Source organism: Mycobacterium sp. E1715, assembly GCF_001667625.1.
Lineage (GTDB): Bacteria > Actinomycetota > Actinomycetes > Mycobacteriales > Mycobacteriaceae > Mycobacterium.
This window is the reverse complement of sequence record NZ_LZJJ01000526.1, coordinates 1-21663: the sequence shown is the minus strand read 5'-3', so window position 1 is coordinate 21663 and position 21663 is coordinate 1. Positions and strand designations below refer to the sequence as shown.

The following is a 21663-nucleotide window of genomic DNA, read 5'->3' as shown; positions in this document are numbered from 1 at the left end:
CCTTGCCATATATGCGCGAATGTGCATATATTGCTCGCCATGGGCGCAGGCCACAGTCACAGTCCCGCCGAGACCGACGGGTCCCGGCTGATCCCTCGCATGATCGTCGCCGCCGCCATCCTGGCGGCGTTCTTCGTGATCGAGCTGACCACCTCGTTGCTCATCAACTCGATCGCGCTGCTGGCCGACGCGGGCCACATGCTGACCGACGTCGTCGCCGTCTTCATGGGCCTGGCCGCCGTGACGCTGGCCCGCCGCGGCAGCTCGTCGCCGTCGCGGACCTACGGCTGGCACCGCGCCGAGGTGTTCACGGCGGTCGCCAACGCGGGCCTGCTGATGGGGGTGGCCCTGTTCATTCTCTGGGAAGCGATCCAGCGGCTGAGGGAAACGCCGTCGGTCCCCGGCGTGCCGATGATCGTGGTCGCGCTCGCCGGCCTGCTGGCCAACCTCGTGGTCGCGCTGCTGCTGCGGTCGCACTCCGGGCAGAGCCTGGCGGTCAAGGGCGCCTACATGGAGGTGGTCGCCGACAGTGTGGGCAGCCTCGGGGTGCTGATCGCCGGCATCGTCACCGTCACGACCCGCTGGCCCTACGCCGACGTGGTGGTGGCGGTCCTGGTCGCGTTGTGGGTGCTGCCGCGGGCGATCTCGCTGGCCCGCGAAGCGTTGCGGATCCTGTCCGAATCGTCGCCGACCCACATCGACGTGGAGGAGCTGCGCTCGGCGCTGGGCGCCGTCGACGGCGTGACCGAGGTGCACGACCTACACGTGTGGACGCTGTCGCCGGGCAAGGACATGTGCACCGCGCACCTGCGCAGCACCGGCGACTCCGCCCGGGTGCTGCAGGACGCCCGGACCGTGCTCTCGGCGCGCGGGCTGGAGCACGCCACCGTGCAGATCGACGGGCCCGGCGAAGCGGAGTGTTCGGAGAGCTTCTAGAGGCCCAGCGCCGGCCGCGCCTCCGGGTCGCAATCGTCAAGCAGGTCCAGGCAGCGCAGGTGTTCCTCGGATTCGCCGATCGTGTCGGCGGCCCGGGCCAGCGCCGCCACACAGCGCAGGAACCCGCGGTTGGGCTCATGCGAATACGGCACCGGGCCGAAGCCCTTCCAGCCGTTCCGGCGCAGCTGGTCCAGGCCGCGGTGATAGCCGGTGCGGGCGTACGCGTACGCCGTGACGGCCTGCTCGTCGGCCAGCGCCTGTTCGGCCAGCGCCGCCCAGGCCACCGACGCCGACGGATGCGCGGCGGCGACGATCGCGGGCTTCTCGCCGGCGAGCAGTTCCGCCTCGGCGTCGGGATCGCCCGGCAACAGGGTCGGGTCGGGTCCGAGCAGGTCTCGTGGCGGCGTCATGGCTCCCATTCTGCAGCTGCCCCATTTCGCCGGGGCGGCGGACCTCGACCATCACCCCATCGAGGGGGACGGGTCGCTAAGCTCTCCAACTACCCCACCCGATAGCGGAGGACAGCCGTACTCATGCCCCAGCCACCCGAGCCCGACCGCGGCGGCACGCCGAACGCGCCTGGGCACGAATGGGCCGCGCAGTCAGGCGAAGACGCGACAGAGGGCGTCCCGCTCATCCCGAGCGACTCCGAGACGGAGACCGTCGTGATCCGGCCCGATTCGGGCGGCGGCCCGGGGGTTCCCGGGGACGACGCGGACGCCCAGCAGCGCGAACGCCGCTTCACCGCGCCCGGTTTCGACGCCAAAGAGACCACGGTGATCGCCACCACCCCGGAGCCCGCCACCGAGGCCTTCTCGACACCTCCGGAGGGCCAGACCGCGCAGCTTGGGGTGCCCCCCAAATCCGCTGTGCCACAGTCGATTCCGCCTCGACTCGGCGGAAAGCTGCGCACCTCCCGGCAGATCAACTGGGGCTGGGTGCTGGCGCTGGTGGTGATCGTGCTGGCGCTGGCCGCGATCGCGATCCTGGGCACGGTGCTGCTCACCCGCGGCAAGCACACGAAGGTGTCGCAGGAGGACATGGTCCGCACAACCATCCAGAGCTTCGACACCGCGATCCAAAAGGGCGACCTGACCACGCTGCGCACCATCACCTGCGGCACCACCCGCGACGGGTACGTGGACTACGACGAGCACTCGTGGGATGAGACGTACCGCCGGGTCTCGGCGGCCAGGCAGTATCCGGTGATCGCGAGCATCGACCAGGTGGTGGTCAACGGCCAGCACGCCGAGGCCAACGTCACCACGTTCATGGCCTACGACCCGCAGGTCCGTTCCACCCGCAGCCTGGACCTGCAGTATCGCGATGACCAGTGGAAGATCTGCCAGTCCCCGAGCGGCTAGGTTGAGCCTTCGGCGTCGAGTGTGCGGCCAGCCGCACGTTCGAGCGGCTAGCCGACGGACTTCCCGGCGCAGTGCAGGTCCTCGCAGGCCTCCACCACGCGCTCGCTCATCGACGCCTCGCCCTTCTTGAGGTAACTGCGCGGGTCGTAGACCTTTTTGTTGCCCACCTCGCCGTCGACCTTGAGCACGCCGTCGTAGTTGCTGAACATGTGGCCGGCGATCGGGCGGGTGAACGCGTACTGGGTGTCGGTGTCGACGTTCATCTTCACCACGCCGTAGCGCAACGCCTCCTCGATCTCCGACTTCAGCGAGCCCGACCCGCCGTGGAAGACGAAGTCGAACGGCTTGGCGCCGTCGGGCAGGCCCAGCTTGGCCGCGGCGACCTGCTGGCCCTGGGCCAGGATGTCGGGCCGCAGCTTGACGTTGCCCGGCTTGTAGACGCCGTGCACATTGCCGAACGTCGCGGCCAGCAGGTACTTGCCGTGCTCGCCGTGCCCGAGCGCCTCGATGGTCTTCTCGAAGTCCTCCGGCGTGGTGTACAGCTTGTCGTTGATCTCGTGGGCGACGCCGTCCTCCTCGCCGCCGACGACGCCGATCTCGATCTCGAGAATGATCTTGGCGGCCGCGGCCTCCTTGAGCAGTTCCTGCGCGATGGTCAGGTTCTCGTCGATCGGCACGGCCGAGCCGTCCCACATGTGCGACCCGAACAACGGGTCCTGCCCCGCGGCCACCCGCTCAGCGGAGATCCGCAGTAGCGGCCGCACGTAGCTGTCCAGCTTGTCCTTGGGGCAGTGGTCGGTGTGCAACGCGACATTGATCGGGTATCTGGCCGCGATCACGCGGGTGAACTCGGCCAGCGCCACCGCGCCGGTCACCATGTCCTTCACCCCCAGGCCGGAGGCGAACTCCGCACCGCCGGTGGAGAACTGGATGATGCCGTCGCTGCCGGCGTCGGCGAAGCCCTTGATCGCCGCGTTGACCGTCTCCGAGGAGGTGCAGTTGATGGCCGGGAAGGCGTACGAGTTTTCCTTGGCGCGGCCCAGCATCTCGGCGTATACCTCGGGCGTGGCGATGGGCATGGGCTCCTCCTGGCGACTAGGCCCATCCAGTATCGCAACACCGGTATGTTGAAGCATCGTGAGCACCACCGTGACGGCCCTGCCCCACATCTTCGACCCGATGTACTGGTTGGGCGCCGACGGCGTCTTCGGCTCCGCGGTGCTGCCGGGGATCCTGGTCATCGTCTTCATCGAGACCGGCCTGCTGTTCCCGCTGCTGCCCGGCGAATCGCTGTTGTTCACCGGCGGCCTGCTCGCCGCGCACCCGAATCCGCCGGCGAGCATCTGGGTGCTGGCCCCCGCCGTCGCGCTGGTGGCGATACTGGGCGATCAGACCGGTTACTTCATCGGGCGGCGGATCGGCCCGGCCCTGTTCAAGAAGGAAGACTCCCGGTTTTTCAAGAAGCACTACGTGACCGAGTCGCACGCGTTCTTCGAGAAATACGGGCCCTGGGCGATCATCCTGGCCCGGTTCGCGCCGTTCGTGCGGACGTTCGTCCCGCCGGTCGCGGGGGTGTCCTACATGCGCTACCCCGTGTTTCTGGGCTTCGACATCGTCGGCGGCATCCTGTGGGGCGGCGGCGTGACGCTGGCGGGCTACTTCCTGGGCAACGTGCCGTTCGTGCACCACAACCTGCAGAAGATCCTGCTGGTGATCCTCGTCGTGTCGCTGATGCCGGCGTTCATCGCGGCCGTGCGGAGCTACCGGGCGCGCCGACGGGGGCCGGCCGCCCCGGAGCCGGAGTCAGGACACCCGACTTCTGCGGTACGCAACGAAAGCGGCTAGCAGTTCCGGCCGGTCGATCGAGCTCTGCTGCACCGCCTCGCCCGGCGCGGCGCCCAGCAAGATCCGCTTGATCGGGATCTCCAGCCGCTTGCCGGTCAGCGTGCGCGGGATCCCGGGAACCGCCAGGATGTCGTCGGGCACGTGGCGCGGGGAGGCGTGCTGACGGATGGCCGCGACGATCCTGGACCGCAACCCCTCGTCGAGTTCGGCGCCGTCGGCCAGGGCCACGAACAGCGGCATCCAGTAGCCGCCGTCGTCCTGCTCGACGCCGACCACCAGGCAGTCGCCCACCTCGGGCATGCCCTCCACCGCGGTGTAGATCTCGGCGCTGCCCATCCGCACGCCCATCCGGTTCAGGGTTGCGTCCGAACGGCCGTGCACCACAACGGATCCCCGGTCGGTGATGGTGATCCAGTCGCCGTGACACCACACGCCCGGATACTTCTCGAAATAGGCTGCGCGGTAGCGGCTGCCATCGTCGTCGTTCCAGAAGAAGACCGGCATCGAGGGCATCGGCTCGGTGATCACCAGCTCGCCCTCCTCGCCGATCACCGGATGGTTTGCGCCGGACCAGGCTTCGATGGCCGCGCCCAGGCAGATGCACGACAGCTCGCCGGCGACCACGGGCAGGATCGCGCAGCCGCCGATGAAGGCGGTGCAGACGTCGGTGCCGCCGCTCATCGAGATCACCGGCACCGACCGGCCGAGTCCCTCGTGCACCCAACGGAATCCGGACGCGGGCAGGGGCGAGCCGGTGGAGCCCACGGCGCGTAGCCCGTCCAGCGGGTACGTCGCCCCCGGCTTGAGCCCCTTCTTGGCGCAGGCCAGCAGGTAGCCCGCGCCGGCGCCGAGCACGTTGACACCGCTCTCGGCGGCGACCCGCCACAGCCCGTCGGTGCCCAAATGCGTTGGGCTGCCGTCGTAGAGCACGATCGTGGTGTCGACCAGCAGCCCCGACAGCAGCAGGTTCCACATCATCCAGCTGGTCGACGAGTACCACAGGAAGCGCTCGCCGGCGTGCAGGTCCAGTTGCAGGCTCAGGTATTTCAGGTGCTCGATCACCGTGCCGCCGTGACCGTGCACGATGCCCTTGGGCTTACCGGTGGTGCCGGACGAGAACATCACCCACAGCGGATGCGCGAACGGCACCGCCGCGATCTCCAGCTCGGCGTCGGATGCCACCGCCGTCGCCCACGCGACGGTGTCGCCGTCGCTCGCCAGCCCGAGCCGCGGCACCACCACGGTGGCGCGCAGGCTGGGCATCGCCCGCCGGATCGTGTCCAGCTCCGCGCGCCGGTCGATGCGCTTGCCGTCGTACACCGACCCGTCGGTGGCCACCAGCACGACCGGCTCCACCTGGCCCAGCCGGGCGATCACGCCGTCGACGGCCACGTCCTGGTTGCACACAGCCCAGATGGCGCCGACGCTGGCGGCGGCCAGGGCGGCGACGGCCGCCTCGCCGACGTTGGGCAGGTAGCCGACGACGGCGTCCCCGGGCCGCACGCCGAGGCCACGCAGGTACGCCGCGAACGCGCCGGTCTCGCGGCGCAGCCGCGCCCACGACCACTCGCACGCGCCGTCCTCGCCCACGACGATCATCGCCGGGCGCTCGTCGGTGGCGTGCCGGAAGATCTCGGTGGCGTAGTTGAGCGTGGCGCCGGGGAACCACTCGGCGCCCGGCATGGAACGGTTGCCCAGCACCGCGCGCGGCGGGCTGCTGGCCTGGATGCCGAAGTAGTGCCACACGGCATCCCAGAACCACTCGATGTCGTCCACGGACTTGCGCAGCAGCGCGGGGTAGTCGCCGAAGCGGCCGCGGCCCGTCTCCGCGAGCCACGTCATGAAGTGGGTGAGGTTTGCTTGGGCCAGCGTCGCCTCGTCGGGAATCCAGCTGCCGGGCTCGGTCATGTCGCGCTCCCTGCCGTCACGGCGGTGACGTTACAGGCGGCCTCCATCAGCATCCAGCCCGACAGCTGCACCGACAGATCCCGCTCGGCGACCTCGGAACTGTTCACCGCACCCTCGACGAACTGCGCCTCCCCGCCCTCCGCGCCGGGCAGCTGGGCGTCGCGGTCCCAGAACGGGCCGAACAGCGGCAGCCCGTCGACCGTTTGCCGGTAGTCCCACGCCGACTTCGCGCTGGCCAGCACGATCCGCCGGGCGGTGTCGCGGGCCACGGCGTCGTCCGCCGAGTCCCCCGGCAGCGTGGTGGCGACCAGCGCCAGGTATCGGGCGGTGATGCCGGAGAACAGGCCGCCGTCCCCGCCGCCGGCCCCGGTCAGCACGCCCGTCGGGGCCATGTGGTCGGCGACGGCCGCGACCAGCCGGTGCACCCGCGGGGCGTGCCGGTCGTCATGGGTGCGCGCCGCGAGTTCCGTTTCCAGGCCGAGCACCACGCCCTGGCAATAGGTGTACTGGGCGCGGACCAGGGAGCCGGCCTTGATGCCGTCGAACACCAGGTGCGTCTCCGGGTCGATCAGGGTCTCGTTGATCCAGTCGGCCATCTGCTGGGCGCGCCGCATCTTCTCGCCGTAGCGGGCCAGGAAGATTCCCGCCGGGCCGTTGGCGGGGGCGTTGAAGAACTGGTCCTGCTTACGCCACGGGATGCCGCCGCCGTCCTCGGGCACCCACGCGTTCAGGAACTGGTCGGCGAGCTTAGGCAGCGCGCGGTGGCGCTCGACCCCGGCTATCCGGGCGGCGCGTTCCAAAGCCAGCGCCAGCCAGGCCATGTCGTCGTAGTAGCTGTTGGTCCAGCGAAAGTTGTTGCGCAGCCGGTGGGAACGGACCTGCCGGTTGATCCTGGTGTGCCGCTCGGGCCGCGGGTCGCGCAGCTGCGCGTCGACCAGGCAATCCAGCAGGTGCGCCTGCCACCAGTAGTGCCAGGTGCCGAACATCCGGTCACGGCGCGTCGACGGCCAGGCCACCACGCCCAGCTGCGTTGCGGGCAGGCCCCAGAGGCGCTTGAGGTGCCGTTGCGTGACGGCAGCCTCGGAGCTGGCCGCGCGGTTGACCCACAGCTGATCCATACTCCCCGATCCTGCCTCATACTGATATATGCGCTACCGGCAAACCATTTCGGGGACCACGCACACCTTCGACGGGCTGGTCGACGTGATGGCCAAGGCGACGCCGCTGCGCTCCGGCGACCAGCTGGCGGGGTGCGCCGCCGGCTCCGACGCCGAACGGGCCGCGGCCGCGTGGGTGCTGGCCGACATTCCGCTGGCGACGTTCCTCACCGACGTGCTGGTGCCGTACGAGACCGACGAGGTCACCCGCCTCATCATCGACGGCCACGACCGCGACGCATTCGGCCTGATCGCCGGCTTGACCGTGGGCGGCTTCCGCGACTGGCTGCTGGACGCCGCGTCCCGCGGCGACGGCGCGGCGCGCATCGCCGCCGTCTCCCCGGGGCTGACGCCGGAAATGGTTGCCGCGGTGTCGAAGATCATGCGCAATCAGGATTTGATCCTGGTGGCCGCCGCGGCGACGGCGACCGCGGCATTCCGCACCACCATCGGGTTGCCGGGCACGCTGGCCACCCGGCTGCAACCGAACCATCCCACCGACGACCCGCGCGGGATCGCCGCGGCGCTGCTCGACGGGCTGCTGATGGGCTGCGGCGACGCGGTGATCGGCGTCAACCCGGCGACCGACTCGCCGCGCGCGGCGTCCGACCTGCTGCACCTGCTCGACGACATCCGGCAGCGGTTCGCGATCCCGGTCCAGTCGTGCGTGCTCTGCCACGTCACGACCACGATGGAGCTGATCGAGCGGGGCGCGCCCGTCGACCTGGTGTTCCAGTCGATCGCCGGCACCGAGGGCGCCAACGCCTCGTTCGGCACCTCGATTCCGATGCTGCTGGAGGCCAACGAGGCCGCCCGGACGCTGAACCGCGGGACCGTCGGCGACAACGTCATGTACCTGGAGACCGGGCAGGGCGCGGCGCTGTCGGCGGGGGCCCACCTCGGCGTGGGGAACAAACCGGTCGATCAGCAGACGCTCGAGGCGCGGGCCTACGCGGTGGCCCGGGCGCTGCAGCCGCTGCTGATCGACACCGTGGTCGGCTTCATCGGGCCGGAGTACCTCTACGACGGCAAGCAGATCATCCGCGCCGGCCTGGAAGACAACTTCTGCGGGAAACTGCTCGGCCTGCCGATGGGCGTCGACGTCTGCTACACCAACCACGCCGAGGCCGATCAGGACGACATGGACACGCTGCTCACCCTGCTCGGCGTGGCGGGCACCGCGTTCGTCATCACCGTTCCCGGCGCCGACGACATCATGCTGGGTTACCAGAGCCTGTCCTTTCACGACGCGCTGTACGTGCGAAAAGCGTTGGGGCTGCGGCCCGCTCCCGAATTCGAGGCGTGGCTGGCCGGCCTCGGCATGGCCGACGCCGACGGCCGGATCCTGCCCGTCGACCCCGCGACGTCGCCGCTGCGCGCGCTGGCAGCCGGCTGATGACCGACCCGGAACCCCCGGACGTCTGGGCCCCGCTGCGGGCGACCACGCAGGCGCGGATCGGCCTCGGGCGGGCGGGAGATTCGCTGCCGACCCGGCGCGTCCTGGAGTTTCGGGCAGCGCACGCCGCGGCACGCGACGCCGTGCACGACCCGCTCGACGTCGACCGCCTCGTCCAGCGGCTCCGCGGCGTCGGCATCGGCGAGCCGCTACAGGTGCACAGCCGGGCCACCTCCCGCGGCGAATACCTGCGCCGGCCCGACCTCGGCCGCAGCCCGGCGGACCTGTCGGATCTGCCGAACACCAAGGCCGACATCGGATTTGTGCTCGCCGACGGCCTCTCGCCCCGGGCGCTGACCGACCACGCCGCGGGCATGGTCGAGGCGCTGGTGCGCGCGTTCGACGGCCGGTACACGATCGCCCCGCCGGTGGTCGCCACCCAGGCCCGCGTCGCGCTCGGTGACCACATCGGCGCAGCCCTCGGTGTCACAACGGTTCTCGTGCTGATCGGAGAACGGCCGGGGCTGTCGGTCGCCGACAGCCTGGGCATCTATCTGACGCACCGGCCGGCGCCGGGGCGCACCGACGCCGACCGCAACTGCGTGTCCAACATCCATCCGCCCGACGGCCTGGACTACCCGGCGGCCGCGGCGGTCACCACCGCGCTGGTCGCAGGCGCCCGCGAACTCGGCCGCTCGGGGGTCGCCCTCAAAGACACGACGCGAGGGGCGATCGGCAGTTCTAGCGCCTCCGGCCGAGCACCCAACCCAGCACCAGCGCGGCCAGCACGGCCAGCAGCACCGGGGCGTACCTCTTGAGCTGGTCTCCGCCGGCGAGGTCGAGCAGGTCGATGGGCTCGGGCTCGGCGGCGTGGCGTGGCTCCGGGGCGCGCCCGACCTGCGGGGGGCCCTCGGGTGTGGCCCGCGCGGCCACCGATTCCGCGACGAGCTTGGCTTCGAGCGACTCCACGAACTGGCCCAGCAGCTTTTCCGACACCTGCTGCAGCATGCCGCTGCCGAACTGGGCCAGCTTGCCGGCGATCTTCAGGTCGGTGTCGACGGTGACGCCGGTGCGATCGCCGTCCTCGTGGAGCTGGGCGGTGACCGTCGCCGCCGCGTTGCCGGTCCCGCGGGTCTCCTTGCCCTTGGCGTCGATCACCGCGCGGTATTGGCCGCGATCGTGCTCGACGAAGCGCACCTTGCCGCTGAACTCGCTGGTGACGGGGCCTACCTTCACCTTGACCTTACCGAGGTAGTCGTCGCCCTCGTGGCCGGTCAGCGCGGCCCCGGGCATCAGCGGGATCACCTGCTCCAGGTCGCTCAGCACGTCCCAGGCCTCTTCGATGGGGGCACTGACGGTGAACTGGTTGGCGATCTTCATCCCGGGGTCCTCTCGTGTGCGGCGACGACGGCGTCGTGCACAGCCTACGGGCGGCACTACGGAAGTAGAGTGGGGTCCCCCGCGTCACGGTGGATCCGCCCGCCGATCTCGGCCAGCGGGCGGCCCCCGCCGCCCCAGCGCTTGGCGATGATGTCGGCGGCGATCGAGACCGCGGTCTCCTCGGGGGTGCGCGCACCGAGGTCCAGCCCGATCGGGCTGGACAGCCGGCTCAGTTCGGCGCCGGTCAGCCCGGCGGCCCGGAGCCGGGTCATCCGGTCGTCATGCGTGCGGCGCGACCCCATCGCCCCGACGTAGCCGACCTCGGGCAGGCGCAGCGCCACCTCGAGCACCGGCACATCGAACTTCGGGTCGTGGGTCAGCACGCAGATCACCGTGTGCCGATCGACGGCGCCCGCCTCCGCCTGGGCCGTGAGGTAGCGGTGGGGCCAGTCGACGACGACCTCGTCGGCCGTCGGGAAGCGGGCCCGGGTGGCGAACACCGGGCGGGCATCGCACACGGTGACGCGGTAGCCGAGGAACGAGCCCTGCCGCGCCAGCGCGGCGGCGAAGTCGATCGCGCCGAAGATCAGCATCTGCGGCGGCGGCGCGAAGCTGGACACGAAGACCTCCATGCCGTCGCCGAGCCGCTGCCCGTCGGGCCCGTACACGAGGACGTCGCTGCGGCCCAGCGCGAGCAGCCCGCGCGCGTCGTCGGCGACCGCGGCGTCGGCGCGCGCCGAGCCCAGCGAACCCGCCACGCCGTCGGGCCGGATGACGATCCGCCGGCCCACCCAGTCCGGGTCGGGGTGGGCGACGACGGTGGCGGTCGCCACCGCGCGACGCTCGGCGATTTCGTCGGCCACTGCGCCGAGCTCGGGAAACGACGCACGCGAGACCGGTTCGACGAACACGTCGATGACGCCGCCGCACGTCAGGCCGATCGTGAACGCGTCGTCGTCGCTGACTCCGTAGCGCTCCAGCCGCGGCGCCCCGGTCTTCGCAGCCTCGGCGGCGAGGTCGTACACCGCGCCCTCCACGCAGCCGCCCGACACCGACCCGGTGACCGAGCCGTCCGGCGCGACCACCATCGCCGCCCCCGGCGGGCGCGGCGCGGACCGGAAGGTACGCACCACCGTGCCCAGCCCCGCAATATCGCCGGCACGCCAGATCGACATCAGCTCGGCAATCACGTCACGCACCCTCTCAACGTATGCGGACGGCCGCGAGCCCGGCTCAACTTGGGGTCTATTCGCCTCGGCTCGGCCGGACGAGGTATCCCACGCCGTCGCGGGTGAACGCTTGGCTTCGAGTGTGCGCTGAGGGCGGCGACACGCCGAAAATCCCCGCCCTGAGCGCACATTCGATGCGCAAGCGGGAAAGCGACGCCGCTACCACGCGTCGGACAGGTCGGCGTGCTGCCGGACCCAGGCGTGCATCGCGATCCCGGCGGCCACCCCGGCATTGATGCTCCGCGTCGAGCCGAATTGGGCGATCGACACCGCCATCGCGGCGCCCGCGCGGATGTCGTCGGTGATGCCCGGGCCCTCCTGACCGAACACCAGCAGGCAGTCCCGCGGCAGCGCGGTCTCCTCGAGCCGCGTCGCGCCCGGGACGTTGTCCACCGCGACCACCGTCAGCCCGGCACCGGCGGCGAAGCCCAGCAGGTCGGCGGTGCTGTCGTGATGGCACAGCCGCTGATAGCGGTCGGTCACCATGGCGCCGCGGCGATTCCACCGCCGCCGGCCGACGATGTGCACGGTGTGCACCGCGAAGGCGTTGGCGGTGCGCACCACCGAGCCGATGTTGGCGTCGTGCCCGAAGTTCTCGATCGCCACGTGCAAGGGATGGCGGCGGCGGTCGATGTCGGCGATGATCGCCTCGCGCGTCCAGTACCGATAGGCGTCGACGACGTTGCGAGTGTCGCCCTCGCGCAACAGGACCGGGTCGTATCGCGGGTCGTCGGGTGGGTCGCCGGGCCACGGCCCCACCCCGGCGGCCGGTGCGGCCCATTCGGTCGGCCCGGGCCCCGGTTCGCTCATCGCGGCGTCCACACCGCGGCGTGCGTGCCGTCGACCGCCACCGTCGCGTAGAGCAGCGCCTCGTTGATCTCGCCCTGCGTGCACAACGACGCGCTGACGTGCACCGCGTCCAGCGAGGCGTCGGGCAGGATCAGCACCGACGACCCGTACGCCGAGCAGGCCGGGTTCAGCCCGGCGCCGGGCAGCGTCGGGGACGCGAGCAGCATCAGCGGGCCGCCGCGGTTGGCCGACTCGTCGCGATACCGGGCGGCCAACCCGTCGGCTTCCAGCCCCAGCAGCATGTAGCCGGTGCCGTTGAACGCCGCCGGATCGCCGAGCTGCGCCTTCGTCATCGGGGCGCCGTCGGCGCGCCAGGCCGACAGACTGACGGTCTTCACCGACAGGCCGGTGTCGTTGGCGTTGGTGGGCATCAGCCCCACCGGGAACGCGGCCGGGTAGGCCGCCGAGCTGTTCGGGATCCGGTCGCGCGGCGAGTAGGTGTACACGCCGCGGACCTGACTGCGATCCTTGAGCGGCCCAAGGCAAACCGTCCCGGCGAGCCGGTCGCCGGAGGCCGACAGCGGCGAGTGGACGTCGGGCGCCTGGCCCGCCGGGCGGTCGCAACTGCCCAGCCCGTTGGACTCCATCGGGTGCGACAGCGCCCCGTAGAGCCCGAACCGGATGTCCTCGGGTTTGGCGTGCGGCGCCTGCGGGTTGGCCGCCGAGGCGTCGACGTCGATCAGCACGTAGTCGCCGTCCCACCGCAGGTTCGACACCGCCATGTTCCAGCCCAGCAGCGAAAGCGATTCCCCGAAGCGGGCGCCCTGCGCGCCGTAGGGGCGGACGGGCTGGCTGACGCCCGAGCAACCCGTCAGGCAAGCCAGCAGGCAAGCCGCCATCGCGAGGAAGGTGCGCACAGCGATGACGGCCTAGCCCAGCCCCAGATCGGCGAGGCCCAGCACGCTGCGGTACGGCAGGCCCTCGGCCTCGATGGCCTCGGCCGCGCCGGTGGAACGGTCCACGACCGTGGCCACGCCGACCACGTGCCCGCCTGCCTCTTGGACGGCGCGCACCGCGGTCAGCGCCGACGCCCCCGTGGTGCTGGTGTCCTCGACGACCAGCACGCGCTTGCCCGCGACCTCGGAGCCCTCGATAAGGCGTTGCAGCCCATGGGTTTTCGCGGACTTTCGCACCACGAACGCGTCGATCGGGCGGCCCGGCGCGTGCATGACGGCCGTGGCGACCGGGTCGGCGCCCAGGGTGAGGCCGCCGACCACCGCGTAGTCCCAGTCGTGGGTGAGGTCGCGCATCAGCGTGCCGATCAGGGCGGAGGCCCGGTGGTGCAGGGTCGCGCGGCGCAGGTCGACGTAGTAGTCGGCCTCCTTGCCCGACGACAATGTCACCTTGCCGTGCACCACCGACAGCCGGCGCACCAGGTCGGCCAGCTCCTCGCGGGAGTCGGTGTGCGCGTCAGGTCCGGCCACGGCCACCGCCGATCCGCTTGGTCACGGCCCGCATCAGGGTCCGCGGAATCATCCGCTCCACGGCGATGATCGCCTTGTATTGCAGGCCGGGGATGCTGATCACCTTGCCGCGCGCGATGTCGGCCAGGCTCTGGTTCACCACGTCGTCGACCTCGAGCCACATGAACGACGGTGACTTGGCCATGTCGATCCCGGCGCGGGCGTGAAACTCGGTGTGCACGTAGCCCGGACACACAGCGTGCACCCCGACGCCGGTGCCCTGCAGGCCGACGGACAGGCCCTCGCTGAACGAGATGACCCACGCCTTGGATGCCGAGTAGGTCGAGCCGCGGCCCGGCACCAGCCCCGCGACGCTCGCGATGTTGATCACGGTGCCGGCGCCGGCGTCCAGCATGGCGGGCAGGGCCGCCCGGGTGAGGTGCATGACCGCGGTGACGTTGACGTCGAGCTGCGACTGCAGCAGCGCGGGATCGGTCGCCCAGAAGTCGCCGGAGGTGCCGAAGCCGGCGTTGTTCACCAGGACGCGCACCCCGCGGGACAGCCGTTCGCAGACCTGGTCGCGGCCGGCGGCGTCGGCCAGGTCGGCGGGCAGCACCTCGATGTTGCCGGCGCGGCCCTGCAGTTCGCCGGCGAGGTCGGTCAGCCGGTCGACGTCACGGGCGACCAGGACCAGGTCGTATCCGTCGTTGGCATAGCGTCGCGCGTAGCCGGCGCCGATCCCCGAGGTGGGCCCGGTGATCAGGGCTACGGGACGAGGCATGAGCGACATCCTAATGACGGCGGCCGCGCCGCCCACCCGGCGCCCGGCGCGCCGTCAGTGCTGATAGTTGGTGGCCTGGTGGCCGTTGCGCCCCGCCGGCGGCGGGCGGCGAACGGCGTCCGGGCCGCGCTGCTCCCGCCGGATCGGCTCGGCCGGCCGGCGCGCGGACGCCTGAACGTCGGAGCCCAGTAGCCCGGCCACGTCCTGCTGCGGACGCCGGGGCGGCAGCTCGGCGCGGCCGGCGGGCGCCAGCGGGCGGCTGGGCGCCGCGCCGCGCAGCCCCGCGGGCGCGCCCGCCTCCTGCTGGGTCTCCTCCGGCAGCGGCGGCAGCACCCGCAACAGGTCGTTGAACTGACGCACGGTGCGCAGGCCCTCGTCCCACTGGGTGCGGGTGCTGGTGATGGGCATGGCGACCAGCGTCCAGTTCTGCTCGTTCCACATGATCTCGGCGGAGTCCGGGGCGGTGTGCGCGAAGGTGACCATGCGGCGGTCGCAGGCCCGCCGGGCGGCGTCCAGGTTGGTGGAGTACACCATCCGCGGGCCGATCGCGCCCAGCAGCCAAATGTCGCTCTCCCGTGGCTCTTTGAGCCCCTTGAGCCGCAGGTCCACCACGACGTTGGTGCCCACCTTGCGGTGCAGCGCGATCACGGTGGCGACTTCCTCGAGGTCGAAGATGTACACCGCCTCGCCGCGGATCTGACCCAGCACCACGTTCTCGGCGGCGATGTCGCCGACCGTCGAGATGACACCGCGCTTCCAGCGCTTGAGGATGTCGGCCGATTCCCGCTCATAGTCGAACCCGTGCGACCGCGCCCAGGATTTGCGGCGCCTGCTGCGTCCGCGGCGTCGATCGAGGTCGACGTACAGCAACACGCCCGCGCCGACGAAGCACAGCGCGGAGAGCGTGAACCAAAGGGGGACCATCCCACACAGGGTATCCGCATTTGCTCCGGAATAAATAAGTCCGGTCGGTCACAACCCAATCACAGGACCAAACACCCCACTGATGCGCCGAACGTCGACTTGTTGGGCTCTTTCGGATGAAATGCCCACAACAAGTCGACGTTCGAGCAGCATCAGCCCAGGATCAGCGAATCGCCGTCCGGGCTGACGTTCACCGGCACGGTGTCGCCGTCGTGAATGTCACCGGCCAGCAGCAGCTTGGCCAACTGGTCGCCGATGGCCTGCTGCACCAGCCGGCGCAACGGCCGCGCGCCGTACACCGGGTCGAACCCGCGCTGCGCCAGCCACTGCTTGGCCGGCAGCGACACCTCCAGCGTCAGCCGACGCTGCGCCAGCCGCTTCTGCAGCTGGGCCAGCTGGATGTCGACGATCGACACCAGCTCGCCGGGCTCGAGGCCGTGGAAGATGATCACGTCGTCGAGCCGGTTGATGAACTCCGGCTTGAACGCCGAGCGCACCGCGGCCATCACCTGCTCCTCGCTGCCGCCCGACCCGAGGTTGGACGTCAGGATCAGGATGGTGTTGCGGAAGTCGACCGTGCGGCCCTGACCATCCGTCAACCGGCCCTCGTCGAGCACCTGCAGCAGCACGTCGAACACGTCCGGGTGCGCCTTTTCGATCTCGTCGAACAGGATCACCGTGTACGGGCGCCGCCGCACCGCCTCGGTCAGCTGGCCGCCCTGGTCGTAACCGATGTAGCCGGGCGGGGCGCCGACGAGCCGGGCGACCGAGTGCTTCTCGCCGTACTCGCTCATGTCGATGCGGACCATCGCGCGCTCATCGTCGAACAGGAACTCCGCCAGCGCCTTGGCCAGCTCGGTCTTACCGACGCCGGTCGGGCCCAGGAACATGAACGACCCTGTCGGCCGGTTGGGGTCGGCCACCCCGGCCCGGCTGCGACGCACCGCGTCGGACACGGCCGTCACCGCACGCTTCTGGCCGATGACGCGCTTGCCCAGCTCGTCTTCCATGCGCAGCAGCTTGGCGGTCTCGCCCTCGAGCATCCGCCCGGCGGGGATGCCGGTCCACGCCGACACCACCTCCGCGATGTCGTCGGGCCCGACCTCCTCCTTCAGCATCACGTTCTCGCGCGCCTCGGCCTGGGGCAGCGCCGCGTCGAGCTTCTTCTCGACCTCGGGGATGCGCCCGTAGCGCAGTTCGGCGGCCTTGGCCAGATCGCCGTCGCGCTCGGCGCGCTCGGACTCCCCGCGCAACGCCTCCAGCTGCTCCTTGAGCTCGCGGACCACGTCGATCGCGCTCTTCTCGTTCTGCCAGCGGGTGGTGAGCTCGGCCAGCTTCTCCTTCTGGTCGGCCAGCTCGGAGCGCAGCTTCTCCAGCCGCTCCTTGGACGCCTCGTCCTCCTCCTTGGCCAGCGCCATCTCCTCGATCTCGAGGCGGCGCACCAGGCGCTCGACCTCGTCGATTTCGACGGGCCGCGAGTCGATCTCCATCTTCAAGCGCGAGGCGGCCTCGTCGACCAGGTCGATGGCCTTGTCGGGCAGGAAGCGCGCGGTGATGTAGCGGTCGGACAGCGTCGCCGCGGCCACCAGGGCCGAGTCGGTGATGCGCACCCCGTGGTGCACCTCGTAGCGGTCCTTCAGGCCGCGCAGGATGCCGACGGTGTCCTCCACCGACGGCTCGCCGACCAGCACCTGCTGGAACCGCCGCTCCAGCGCGGCGTCCTTTTCGATGTACTTGCGGTACTCGTCGAGCGTGGTGGCGCCGACCAGCCGCAGCTCGCCGCGGGCCAGCATCGGCTTGATCATGTTGCCGGCGTCCATCGCGCCCTCGCCGGTCGCGCCCGCGCCGACGATCGTGTGCAGCTCGTCGATGAAGGTGATGATCTGGCCGGCGGAGTTCTTGATGTCGTCGAGGACGGCCTTGAGCCGCTCCTCGAATTCGCCGCGGTACTTGGCGCCGGCCACCATCGAGCCCAGGTCCAGGCTGATGACGGTCTTGTCGCGCAGGCTCTCCGGTACGTCGCCGGCCACGATGCGCTGGGCCAGGCCCTCCACGATCGCGGTCTTGCCGACGCCGGGCTCGCCGATCAGCACGGGGTTGTTCTTGGTGCGCCGGCTCAGCACCTGCACGACGCGGCGGATCTCGTTGTCGCGCCCGATGACCGGGTCGAGCTTGCCCTCGCGGGCGCGCGCGGTCAGGTCGGTCGAGTACTTCTCCAGCGCCTGGTAGGTGGCCTCCGGCTCGGGGCTGGTGACGCGGGCGCTACCGCGCACCTTGACGAAGCCGTCGCGCAGCGCCTGCGGCGACGCGCCGTGGCCGGTCAGCAGCTTGGCCACGTCGGAATCTCCCGTGGCCAGGCCGACCAGCAGGTGCTCGGTGGAGACGTACTCGTCGTCCATCTCGGTCGCCAGCTGCTGCGCGGTGGTGATGGCGGCCAGCGATTCGCGCGACAGCTGGGGCTGCGAGCTGGCGCCGCTGGCCTGCGGCAGCCGCTCGACCAGGCGCTCGGCCTCGGCGCGGATGGTCGCGGGCTGGACGCCGACAGCCTCCAGCAGCGGCCCCGCGATCCCGTCGGCCTGCGTCAGCAGGGCCATCAGCAGGTGCGCGGGCCGGATCTCGGGGTTACCGGCGGCCGAGGCCGCCTGGAGCGCCGAGGTCAGCGCCGCTTGCGTCTTGGTTGTCGGGTTGAAAGAGTCCACGACGCCTCCGTTCGGTACGTAGGGAAAATGCTTGTCGCGATGTTCAACGTCGTCAAGGTTGAGTGTGTTCCGCTCAACTCTAACGAGTTTTGAGCACTACGGTGCACCGGGTACCCGGGTAACGATGACGCAGACAGAACCACACCAGGAGCGGACCGATGGGCGCCGCGCCTTCAGGCTTGCCATCGTGGTCGGCGGACTCGCGCTGGCGGGGCTGGCCGTCGCCGGATTCCGCACCGACCTGGGTGCCGACGGCCCGTCGGCCACCGTCCCCGAGGCCGGAACGTTGCAGGTCAACGGGACGGGCACGACGAAGACCGTCCGCTGCCAGGGCGGCTACCTCTCGGTCAGCGGTCAGACCAACACTGTCACCGTCACCGGCCACTGCACCAGCGTCAGCGTGTCCGGCCACGGCAACCGCGTCGCGGTCGACAGCACGGACGCGGTGAGCACCTCCGGAACCGGCAACGCGGTGACGTACCACTGGGGTTCACCCAACGTCGCCAACGCCGGGGCGGCCAACACCGTCAAGCAGGGCTGAGCCCGGGTCACGGGCGATAGGCCGCCGGCAGGTCGAGTTCGTCCGCGTCGCCGGTGAGATAGCGCTGCACGCTCGGCGCGATCAGCGCGACGACCTCTTCGGTGCGCAGCTCGGCAAGCGGCCCCACCCGCATCACGTAGCGGAACAACGCGGTGCCCACCAGGTTGGTCCCCGCCAGGTTGGCCCGCAGCACGGTGTCGGGCCCCTCGCCCAGGACGCCGGAGATGGCCGCCATCACGTAGCCGCGCATGAACTCGCGGAAGGCCTCGTACGCATCGGAGTTCAGCATCGCCGAGTGCAGCATGGCGACCATGGTCGGGCCGGTTTCCGGCTCTTCCCAGATCCGCAGGTAGGCCCGCACCAACCGCACGCCGACGTCCTCGCGTGGGCCGTCGGTCATCGCGGCGACCAGCACGTCGCCGTCCAGGATGAGCCGCATCGACTCACGGAACAGCTCGGCCTTGGAACCGAACAGGTACAGCACCATCGCGGCGTCCACGTGTGCGTCGTCCGCGATCTGACGCAGCGTCGTCTTCTCGAAGCCCTGCGCGGCGAACCGCCGCTTGGCCGCTCGGAGCACCACGTCCTTCGACACGGGCTCGCCCTGGCGGCGGCCCCTGCGCTTTTGCGCGCCTCCGGCGCCGGGCGCTCTTTTCGCGCCCGCGGGGGAAGCGGCAGGTGGCGGCATAGGACGACCGTATCATTTCACTAGTCGTTGAAAATATTGAACACGGCCGTTACGCTGCGAACGTCATATTTCATCTGCTGATGAAAAGGAGGTAGCGCATGATCACGCAGTCGCTTCCCCAGCACGGCCGGCCGGCACACTCCCGTCCGGCGCTGCCACTCTTGCGTGCTACGGGAATCGTCGCGGCGATGACCGTCGCGGTGGCCATCATCTGCGTCGCCTTCGCGCTGCCGGCGGCACGCTCGAAGCCACACCACATTCCGATCGGCCTGGTGGGGCCCGGCCTGGTAACCGGGCTGATCAACAGCCAGCTCGATACCGCCGCTCCGGGCGGCTTCACCGTGACCACCTACCCGGACGAGGCCGCGCTGCGGTCGGCGATCCGCAACCGCGACGGCTACGGCGGCCTCGTGGTCACCCCCAAGGGCCCCACCCTGCTGCTCGCATCCGGGGCGAGCCCGACCGTGGCACAACTGCTGACGCAGATCGGCGACCGCGTCGCGCAACGCACGGGCGCGCCCTTGCGCACCGAAGACCTGGCCCCGCTGCCGGCCGACGACCCGCGCGGCGCAGGCCTGGCCGCATCCGCGCTGCCGATCACCCTGGCCGGAATCCTGCCCGCCATCGTGCTGTTGCTGGCATTTCCGCGCCGACCCTGGCTGAATTTCGCTGTCGCAAGCGCATTTTCGGTCGCGGCCGCCGCGACCGTCGCGGTGTTGCTGCGCTACGTGCTCGGGTCGGTCGATCAAAATTTCTGGGGCGTGGCCGCCGGGCTCACGCTGGGCACATTGGCGATGACGTTGCCGACGCTGGCGCTGGGCACGCTGTTCGGCCGGGTCGGCCTGAGTGGCGCGGTCGCGGTCGCCATGCTGCTGGGCAACCCGCTGTCGGGACTGATGAGCGCCCCGGAGATGTTGCCGTCCGGGTGGGGCGCGCTGGGCCAGCTGCTGCCGCAAGGGGCCAACGCCACGTTGCTGCGATCGACGGCGTTCTTCTCCGGTGCCGGGGCGACCACGGCCGGCGTCGTGCTGTGCTGCTGGGTGGCCGCCGGGGCCGTGCTGATCGGGATTGCCGGCGCGCGGCGCGCCTAGAATCGGGCCCCGTGGGGCTCGAGGACACCGACGCGTTGCGGGTGCTGCGCGACGCCTTCGCCCAGGGCGAGGCCGGGCCCGACAACGAGCTGGTCCGGCGGTTCTACACCCAGTGGTTCGGCCTCGACGTCTCGGTGCGCGACCTGTTCCCGCCCGAAATGGGTGATCAGCGCACCGCTTTCGCCCACGCCCTGCGCTGGGTGTACGGCGAACTCGTCGACCAGCGAGCCCAGGAACCGGTGGCCTTCCTCGCCCAGCTCGGCCGGGATCACCGCAAATACGGTGTGCTGCCGCAGCATTACGACACGCTGCGGCAGGCTTTGTTCTCGTCGCTTCGGACTCACCTCGGCGACGCCTGGACCGACGCCGTCGCCGAGGCCGCGACCCAGTCGCTCAACCTGATCACCGGGGTGATGCGGGGCGCGGCCGACGCCGAGGAGGGCCCCGCCTGGTGGGACGGCACGGTGATCGAGCACATACGGGTGTCCCGCGACCTCGCCGTGGTCCGGCTGCAGCTCGACCGCCCGATGGACTATCACGCCGGCCAGTACGTCAACGCCCACGTCCCGCAGTGCCCGCGGCGCTGGCGCTACCTGTCCCCCGCCATCCCGGCGGACCCGGGCGGCGGCATCGAATTCCACGTCCGCGTGGTGCCCGGCGGCCTGGTCAGCACCGCCATCGTCAACGAGACGCGGCCCGGCGACCGGTGGCGGCTGTCCAGCCCGCACGGCGGCCTGCGGGTGGACCGGGACGGCGGCGACGTGCTGATGGTCGCCGGCAGCACCGGCCTGGCGCCCCTGCGCGCGCTGATCATGGACCTCAGCCGATACGCCGTGAACCCGCGCGTGCACCTGTTCTTCGGCGCCCGCTACCGCTGCGAGCTCTACGACCTGCCGACCCTGTGGCAGGTGGCATCGCACAACCCGTGGCTGTCGGTCTCGCCGGTATCCGAATACAGCGCCGACCCGGCGTGGGCCGCCGACTATCCCGACTGCACGCCGCCACGCGGACTGCATGTGCGCCAAACCGGCCGGCTCCCCGACGTGGTGACCAAGTACGGCGGGTGGGGCGACCGGCAGATCCTGATCTGCGGCGGGCCGGCGATGGTGCGGGCCACCAAAGCCGCGCTGATCGCCAAAGGCGCTCCGCCTGAACACATTCAGCACGACCCACTGTGGAGGTAGGCATGCGCGTCGTCACCCTGCGCGACCAGGCATCGGCGCTGACCGCCGAGTTCGTGCCCGGGGCGGGCATGATCGGAACCTCGCTCAGCGACGCCGGCGTGGAGCTGTTGGGGCAACGGCGCGGGCTGGACGCCTATGTGGCCAATGGCAAGACGATGGGGATCCCGATCCTGTATCCCTGGGCAAACCGCCTGGGCGCCAACAGCTATACCGCGCAAGGCGTGACGACGACGCTGACACCGGGCGACAACGGGGTTCGCGCCGATCCCAACGGCCTGCCGATCCACG

The 21663-nt window shown here is 70.7% G+C and carries 21 protein-coding genes and 1 pseudogene; 9 read left to right on the top strand and 13 right to left on the bottom strand.

Annotation, left to right across the window (positions count from 1 at the left end; translation table 11 throughout):
• The first annotated feature begins 39 nt into the window (after positions 1-39).
• The gene (locus tag A9X03_RS25805; protein ID WP_067759389.1) at positions 40-936 is read left to right on the top strand and encodes a cation diffusion facilitator family transporter; all 897 of its coding nucleotides are present in this window, start codon (positions 40-42) and stop codon (positions 934-936) included.
• Here the strand turns inward: A9X03_RS25805 and A9X03_RS25800 are convergent.
• Positions 933-1346 carry a DUF3151 domain-containing protein gene (locus A9X03_RS25800; RefSeq protein WP_067759425.1) on the bottom strand — a complete coding sequence of 138 codons (414 nt, stop codon included), beginning with the start codon at positions 1344-1346 and terminating at the stop codon, positions 933-935. The genes A9X03_RS25805 and A9X03_RS25800 overlap by 4 nt on opposite strands.
• Before the next feature lie 123 nt (positions 1347-1469).
• Between A9X03_RS25800 and A9X03_RS25795 the strand changes: the two genes are divergently transcribed.
• Positions 1470-2300, top strand: a complete 831-nt coding sequence (locus A9X03_RS25795; protein ID WP_067759386.1) for a hypothetical protein — start codon at positions 1470-1472, stop codon at positions 2298-2300.
• Positions 2301-2347: 47 nt separating this feature from the next.
• Here the strand turns inward: A9X03_RS25795 and fbaA are convergent, their stop codons facing one another.
• Positions 2348-3379: a class II fructose-bisphosphate aldolase gene (fbaA, locus tag A9X03_RS25790; RefSeq protein WP_067780090.1), complete on the bottom strand. Its 1032-nt coding sequence runs from the start codon at positions 3377-3379 to the stop codon at positions 2348-2350.
• A gap of 58 nt (positions 3380-3437) precedes the next feature.
• On the opposite strand from fbaA, the gene A9X03_RS25785 reads away from it, so the two are divergent.
• Complete coding sequence (locus A9X03_RS25785) at positions 3438-4145, top strand: DedA family protein (protein ID WP_068263657.1); 708 nt, start codon at positions 3438-3440, stop codon at positions 4143-4145.
• On the opposite strand, the gene A9X03_RS25780 is transcribed toward A9X03_RS25785, so the two are convergent.
• Together A9X03_RS25780 and A9X03_RS25775 are read right to left on the bottom strand one after the other, a co-directional pair.
• A complete protein-coding gene (locus A9X03_RS25780) occupies positions 4104-6053 on the bottom strand; it encodes an acetoacetate--CoA ligase (protein WP_068263655.1) in 1950 nt (649 codons plus the stop codon). The two genes, A9X03_RS25785 and A9X03_RS25780, sit on opposite strands and share 42 nt — an antisense overlap.
• Positions 6050-7171 carry a glycoside hydrolase family 76 protein gene (locus A9X03_RS25775; RefSeq protein ID WP_067760073.1) on the bottom strand — a complete coding sequence of 374 codons (1122 nt, stop codon included), beginning with the start codon at positions 7169-7171 and terminating at the stop codon, positions 6050-6052. The genes A9X03_RS25780 and A9X03_RS25775 overlap by 4 nt, the downstream gene beginning before the upstream one ends.
• Before the next feature lie 28 nt (positions 7172-7199).
• Between A9X03_RS25775 and A9X03_RS25770 the strand changes: the two genes are divergently transcribed.
• Positions 7200-8606, top strand: coding sequence for an ethanolamine ammonia-lyase subunit EutB (locus tag A9X03_RS25770; RefSeq protein WP_068263653.1), 1407 nt, complete (start codon positions 7200-7202; stop codon positions 8604-8606).
• Positions 8606-9424, top strand: a complete 819-nt coding sequence (gene eutC, locus A9X03_RS25765; RefSeq protein ID WP_068263647.1) for an ethanolamine ammonia-lyase subunit EutC — start codon at positions 8606-8608, stop codon at positions 9422-9424. The genes A9X03_RS25770 and eutC overlap by 1 nt, the downstream gene beginning before the upstream one ends.
• Here the strand turns inward: eutC and A9X03_RS25760 are convergent.
• From A9X03_RS25760 to clpB, 8 genes are all read right to left on the bottom strand, one after another.
• The gene (locus tag A9X03_RS25760; protein WP_068263645.1) at positions 9348-9986 is read right to left on the bottom strand and encodes an SRPBCC family protein; all 639 of its coding nucleotides are present in this window, start codon (positions 9984-9986) and stop codon (positions 9348-9350) included. The two genes, eutC and A9X03_RS25760, sit on opposite strands and share 77 nt — an antisense overlap.
• 56 nt (positions 9987-10042) lie before the next feature.
• The gene (locus tag A9X03_RS25755; RefSeq protein WP_197696147.1) at positions 10043-11185 is read right to left on the bottom strand and encodes an XdhC family protein; all 1143 of its coding nucleotides are present in this window, start codon (positions 11183-11185) and stop codon (positions 10043-10045) included.
• Positions 11186-11374: 189 nt separating this feature from the next.
• On the bottom strand, positions 11375-12025 hold the full coding sequence (locus A9X03_RS25750; RefSeq protein ID WP_067760084.1) for an RNA methyltransferase: 651 nt from the start codon (positions 12023-12025) through the stop codon (positions 11375-11377).
• Positions 12022-12903 carry a hypothetical protein gene (locus A9X03_RS25745; RefSeq protein ID WP_068263666.1) on the bottom strand — a complete coding sequence of 294 codons (882 nt, stop codon included), beginning with the start codon at positions 12901-12903 and terminating at the stop codon, positions 12022-12024. Before A9X03_RS25745 ends, A9X03_RS25750 begins: the two co-directional genes overlap by 4 nt.
• A gap of 30 nt (positions 12904-12933) precedes the next feature.
• Positions 12934-13488: an orotate phosphoribosyltransferase gene (pyrE, locus tag A9X03_RS25740; RefSeq protein WP_067760078.1), complete on the bottom strand. Its 555-nt coding sequence runs from the start codon at positions 13486-13488 to the stop codon at positions 12934-12936.
• Entirely contained in the window at positions 13475-14248 is a 774-nt protein-coding gene (locus A9X03_RS25735) for an SDR family oxidoreductase (RefSeq protein ID WP_067760076.1), read from the bottom strand. The genes pyrE and A9X03_RS25735 overlap by 14 nt, the downstream gene beginning before the upstream one ends.
• A gap of 54 nt (positions 14249-14302) precedes the next feature.
• Positions 14303-15172, bottom strand: a complete 870-nt coding sequence (gene ttfA / locus A9X03_RS25730; RefSeq protein ID WP_067760058.1) for a trehalose monomycolate transport factor TtfA — start codon at positions 15170-15172, stop codon at positions 14303-14305.
• 152 nt (positions 15173-15324) lie between these two features.
• Positions 15325-17871, bottom strand: coding sequence for an ATP-dependent chaperone ClpB (clpB, locus tag A9X03_RS25725; RefSeq protein WP_067760055.1), 2547 nt, complete (start codon positions 17869-17871; stop codon positions 15325-15327).
• 124 nt (positions 17872-17995) lie between these two features.
• Between clpB and A9X03_RS25720 the strand changes: the two genes are divergently transcribed.
• Positions 17996-18412 carry a DUF3060 domain-containing protein gene (locus tag A9X03_RS25720; RefSeq protein WP_082950173.1) on the top strand — a complete coding sequence of 139 codons (417 nt, stop codon included), beginning with the start codon at positions 17996-17998 and terminating at the stop codon, positions 18410-18412.
• Positions 18413-18419: 7 nt separating this feature from the next.
• Here A9X03_RS25720 and A9X03_RS25715 read toward each other — a convergent pair whose 3' ends face one another.
• Positions 18420-19100 (bottom strand): TetR family transcriptional regulator, encoded by a 681-nt coding sequence (locus A9X03_RS25715; RefSeq protein WP_082950174.1) that lies wholly within the window; start codon positions 19098-19100, stop codon positions 18420-18422.
• Positions 19101-19198: 98 nt separating this feature from the next.
• Here A9X03_RS25715 and A9X03_RS25710 point away from each other — a divergent pair, with 98 nt between their 5' ends.
• From A9X03_RS25710 to A9X03_RS25700, 3 genes and pseudogenes are all read left to right on the top strand, one after another.
• Entirely contained in the window at positions 19199-20191 is a 993-nt protein-coding gene (locus A9X03_RS25710; protein ID WP_068263642.1) for a hypothetical protein, read from the top strand.
• An 11-nt stretch (positions 20192-20202) separates the two neighbouring features.
• Complete coding sequence (locus A9X03_RS25705) at positions 20203-21375, top strand: FAD-binding oxidoreductase (protein ID WP_068019482.1); 1173 nt, start codon at positions 20203-20205, stop codon at positions 21373-21375.
• 2 nt (positions 21376-21377) lie between these two features.
• Positions 21378-21663, top strand: a pseudogene (locus A9X03_RS25700) (aldose 1-epimerase); the annotation flags it as partial.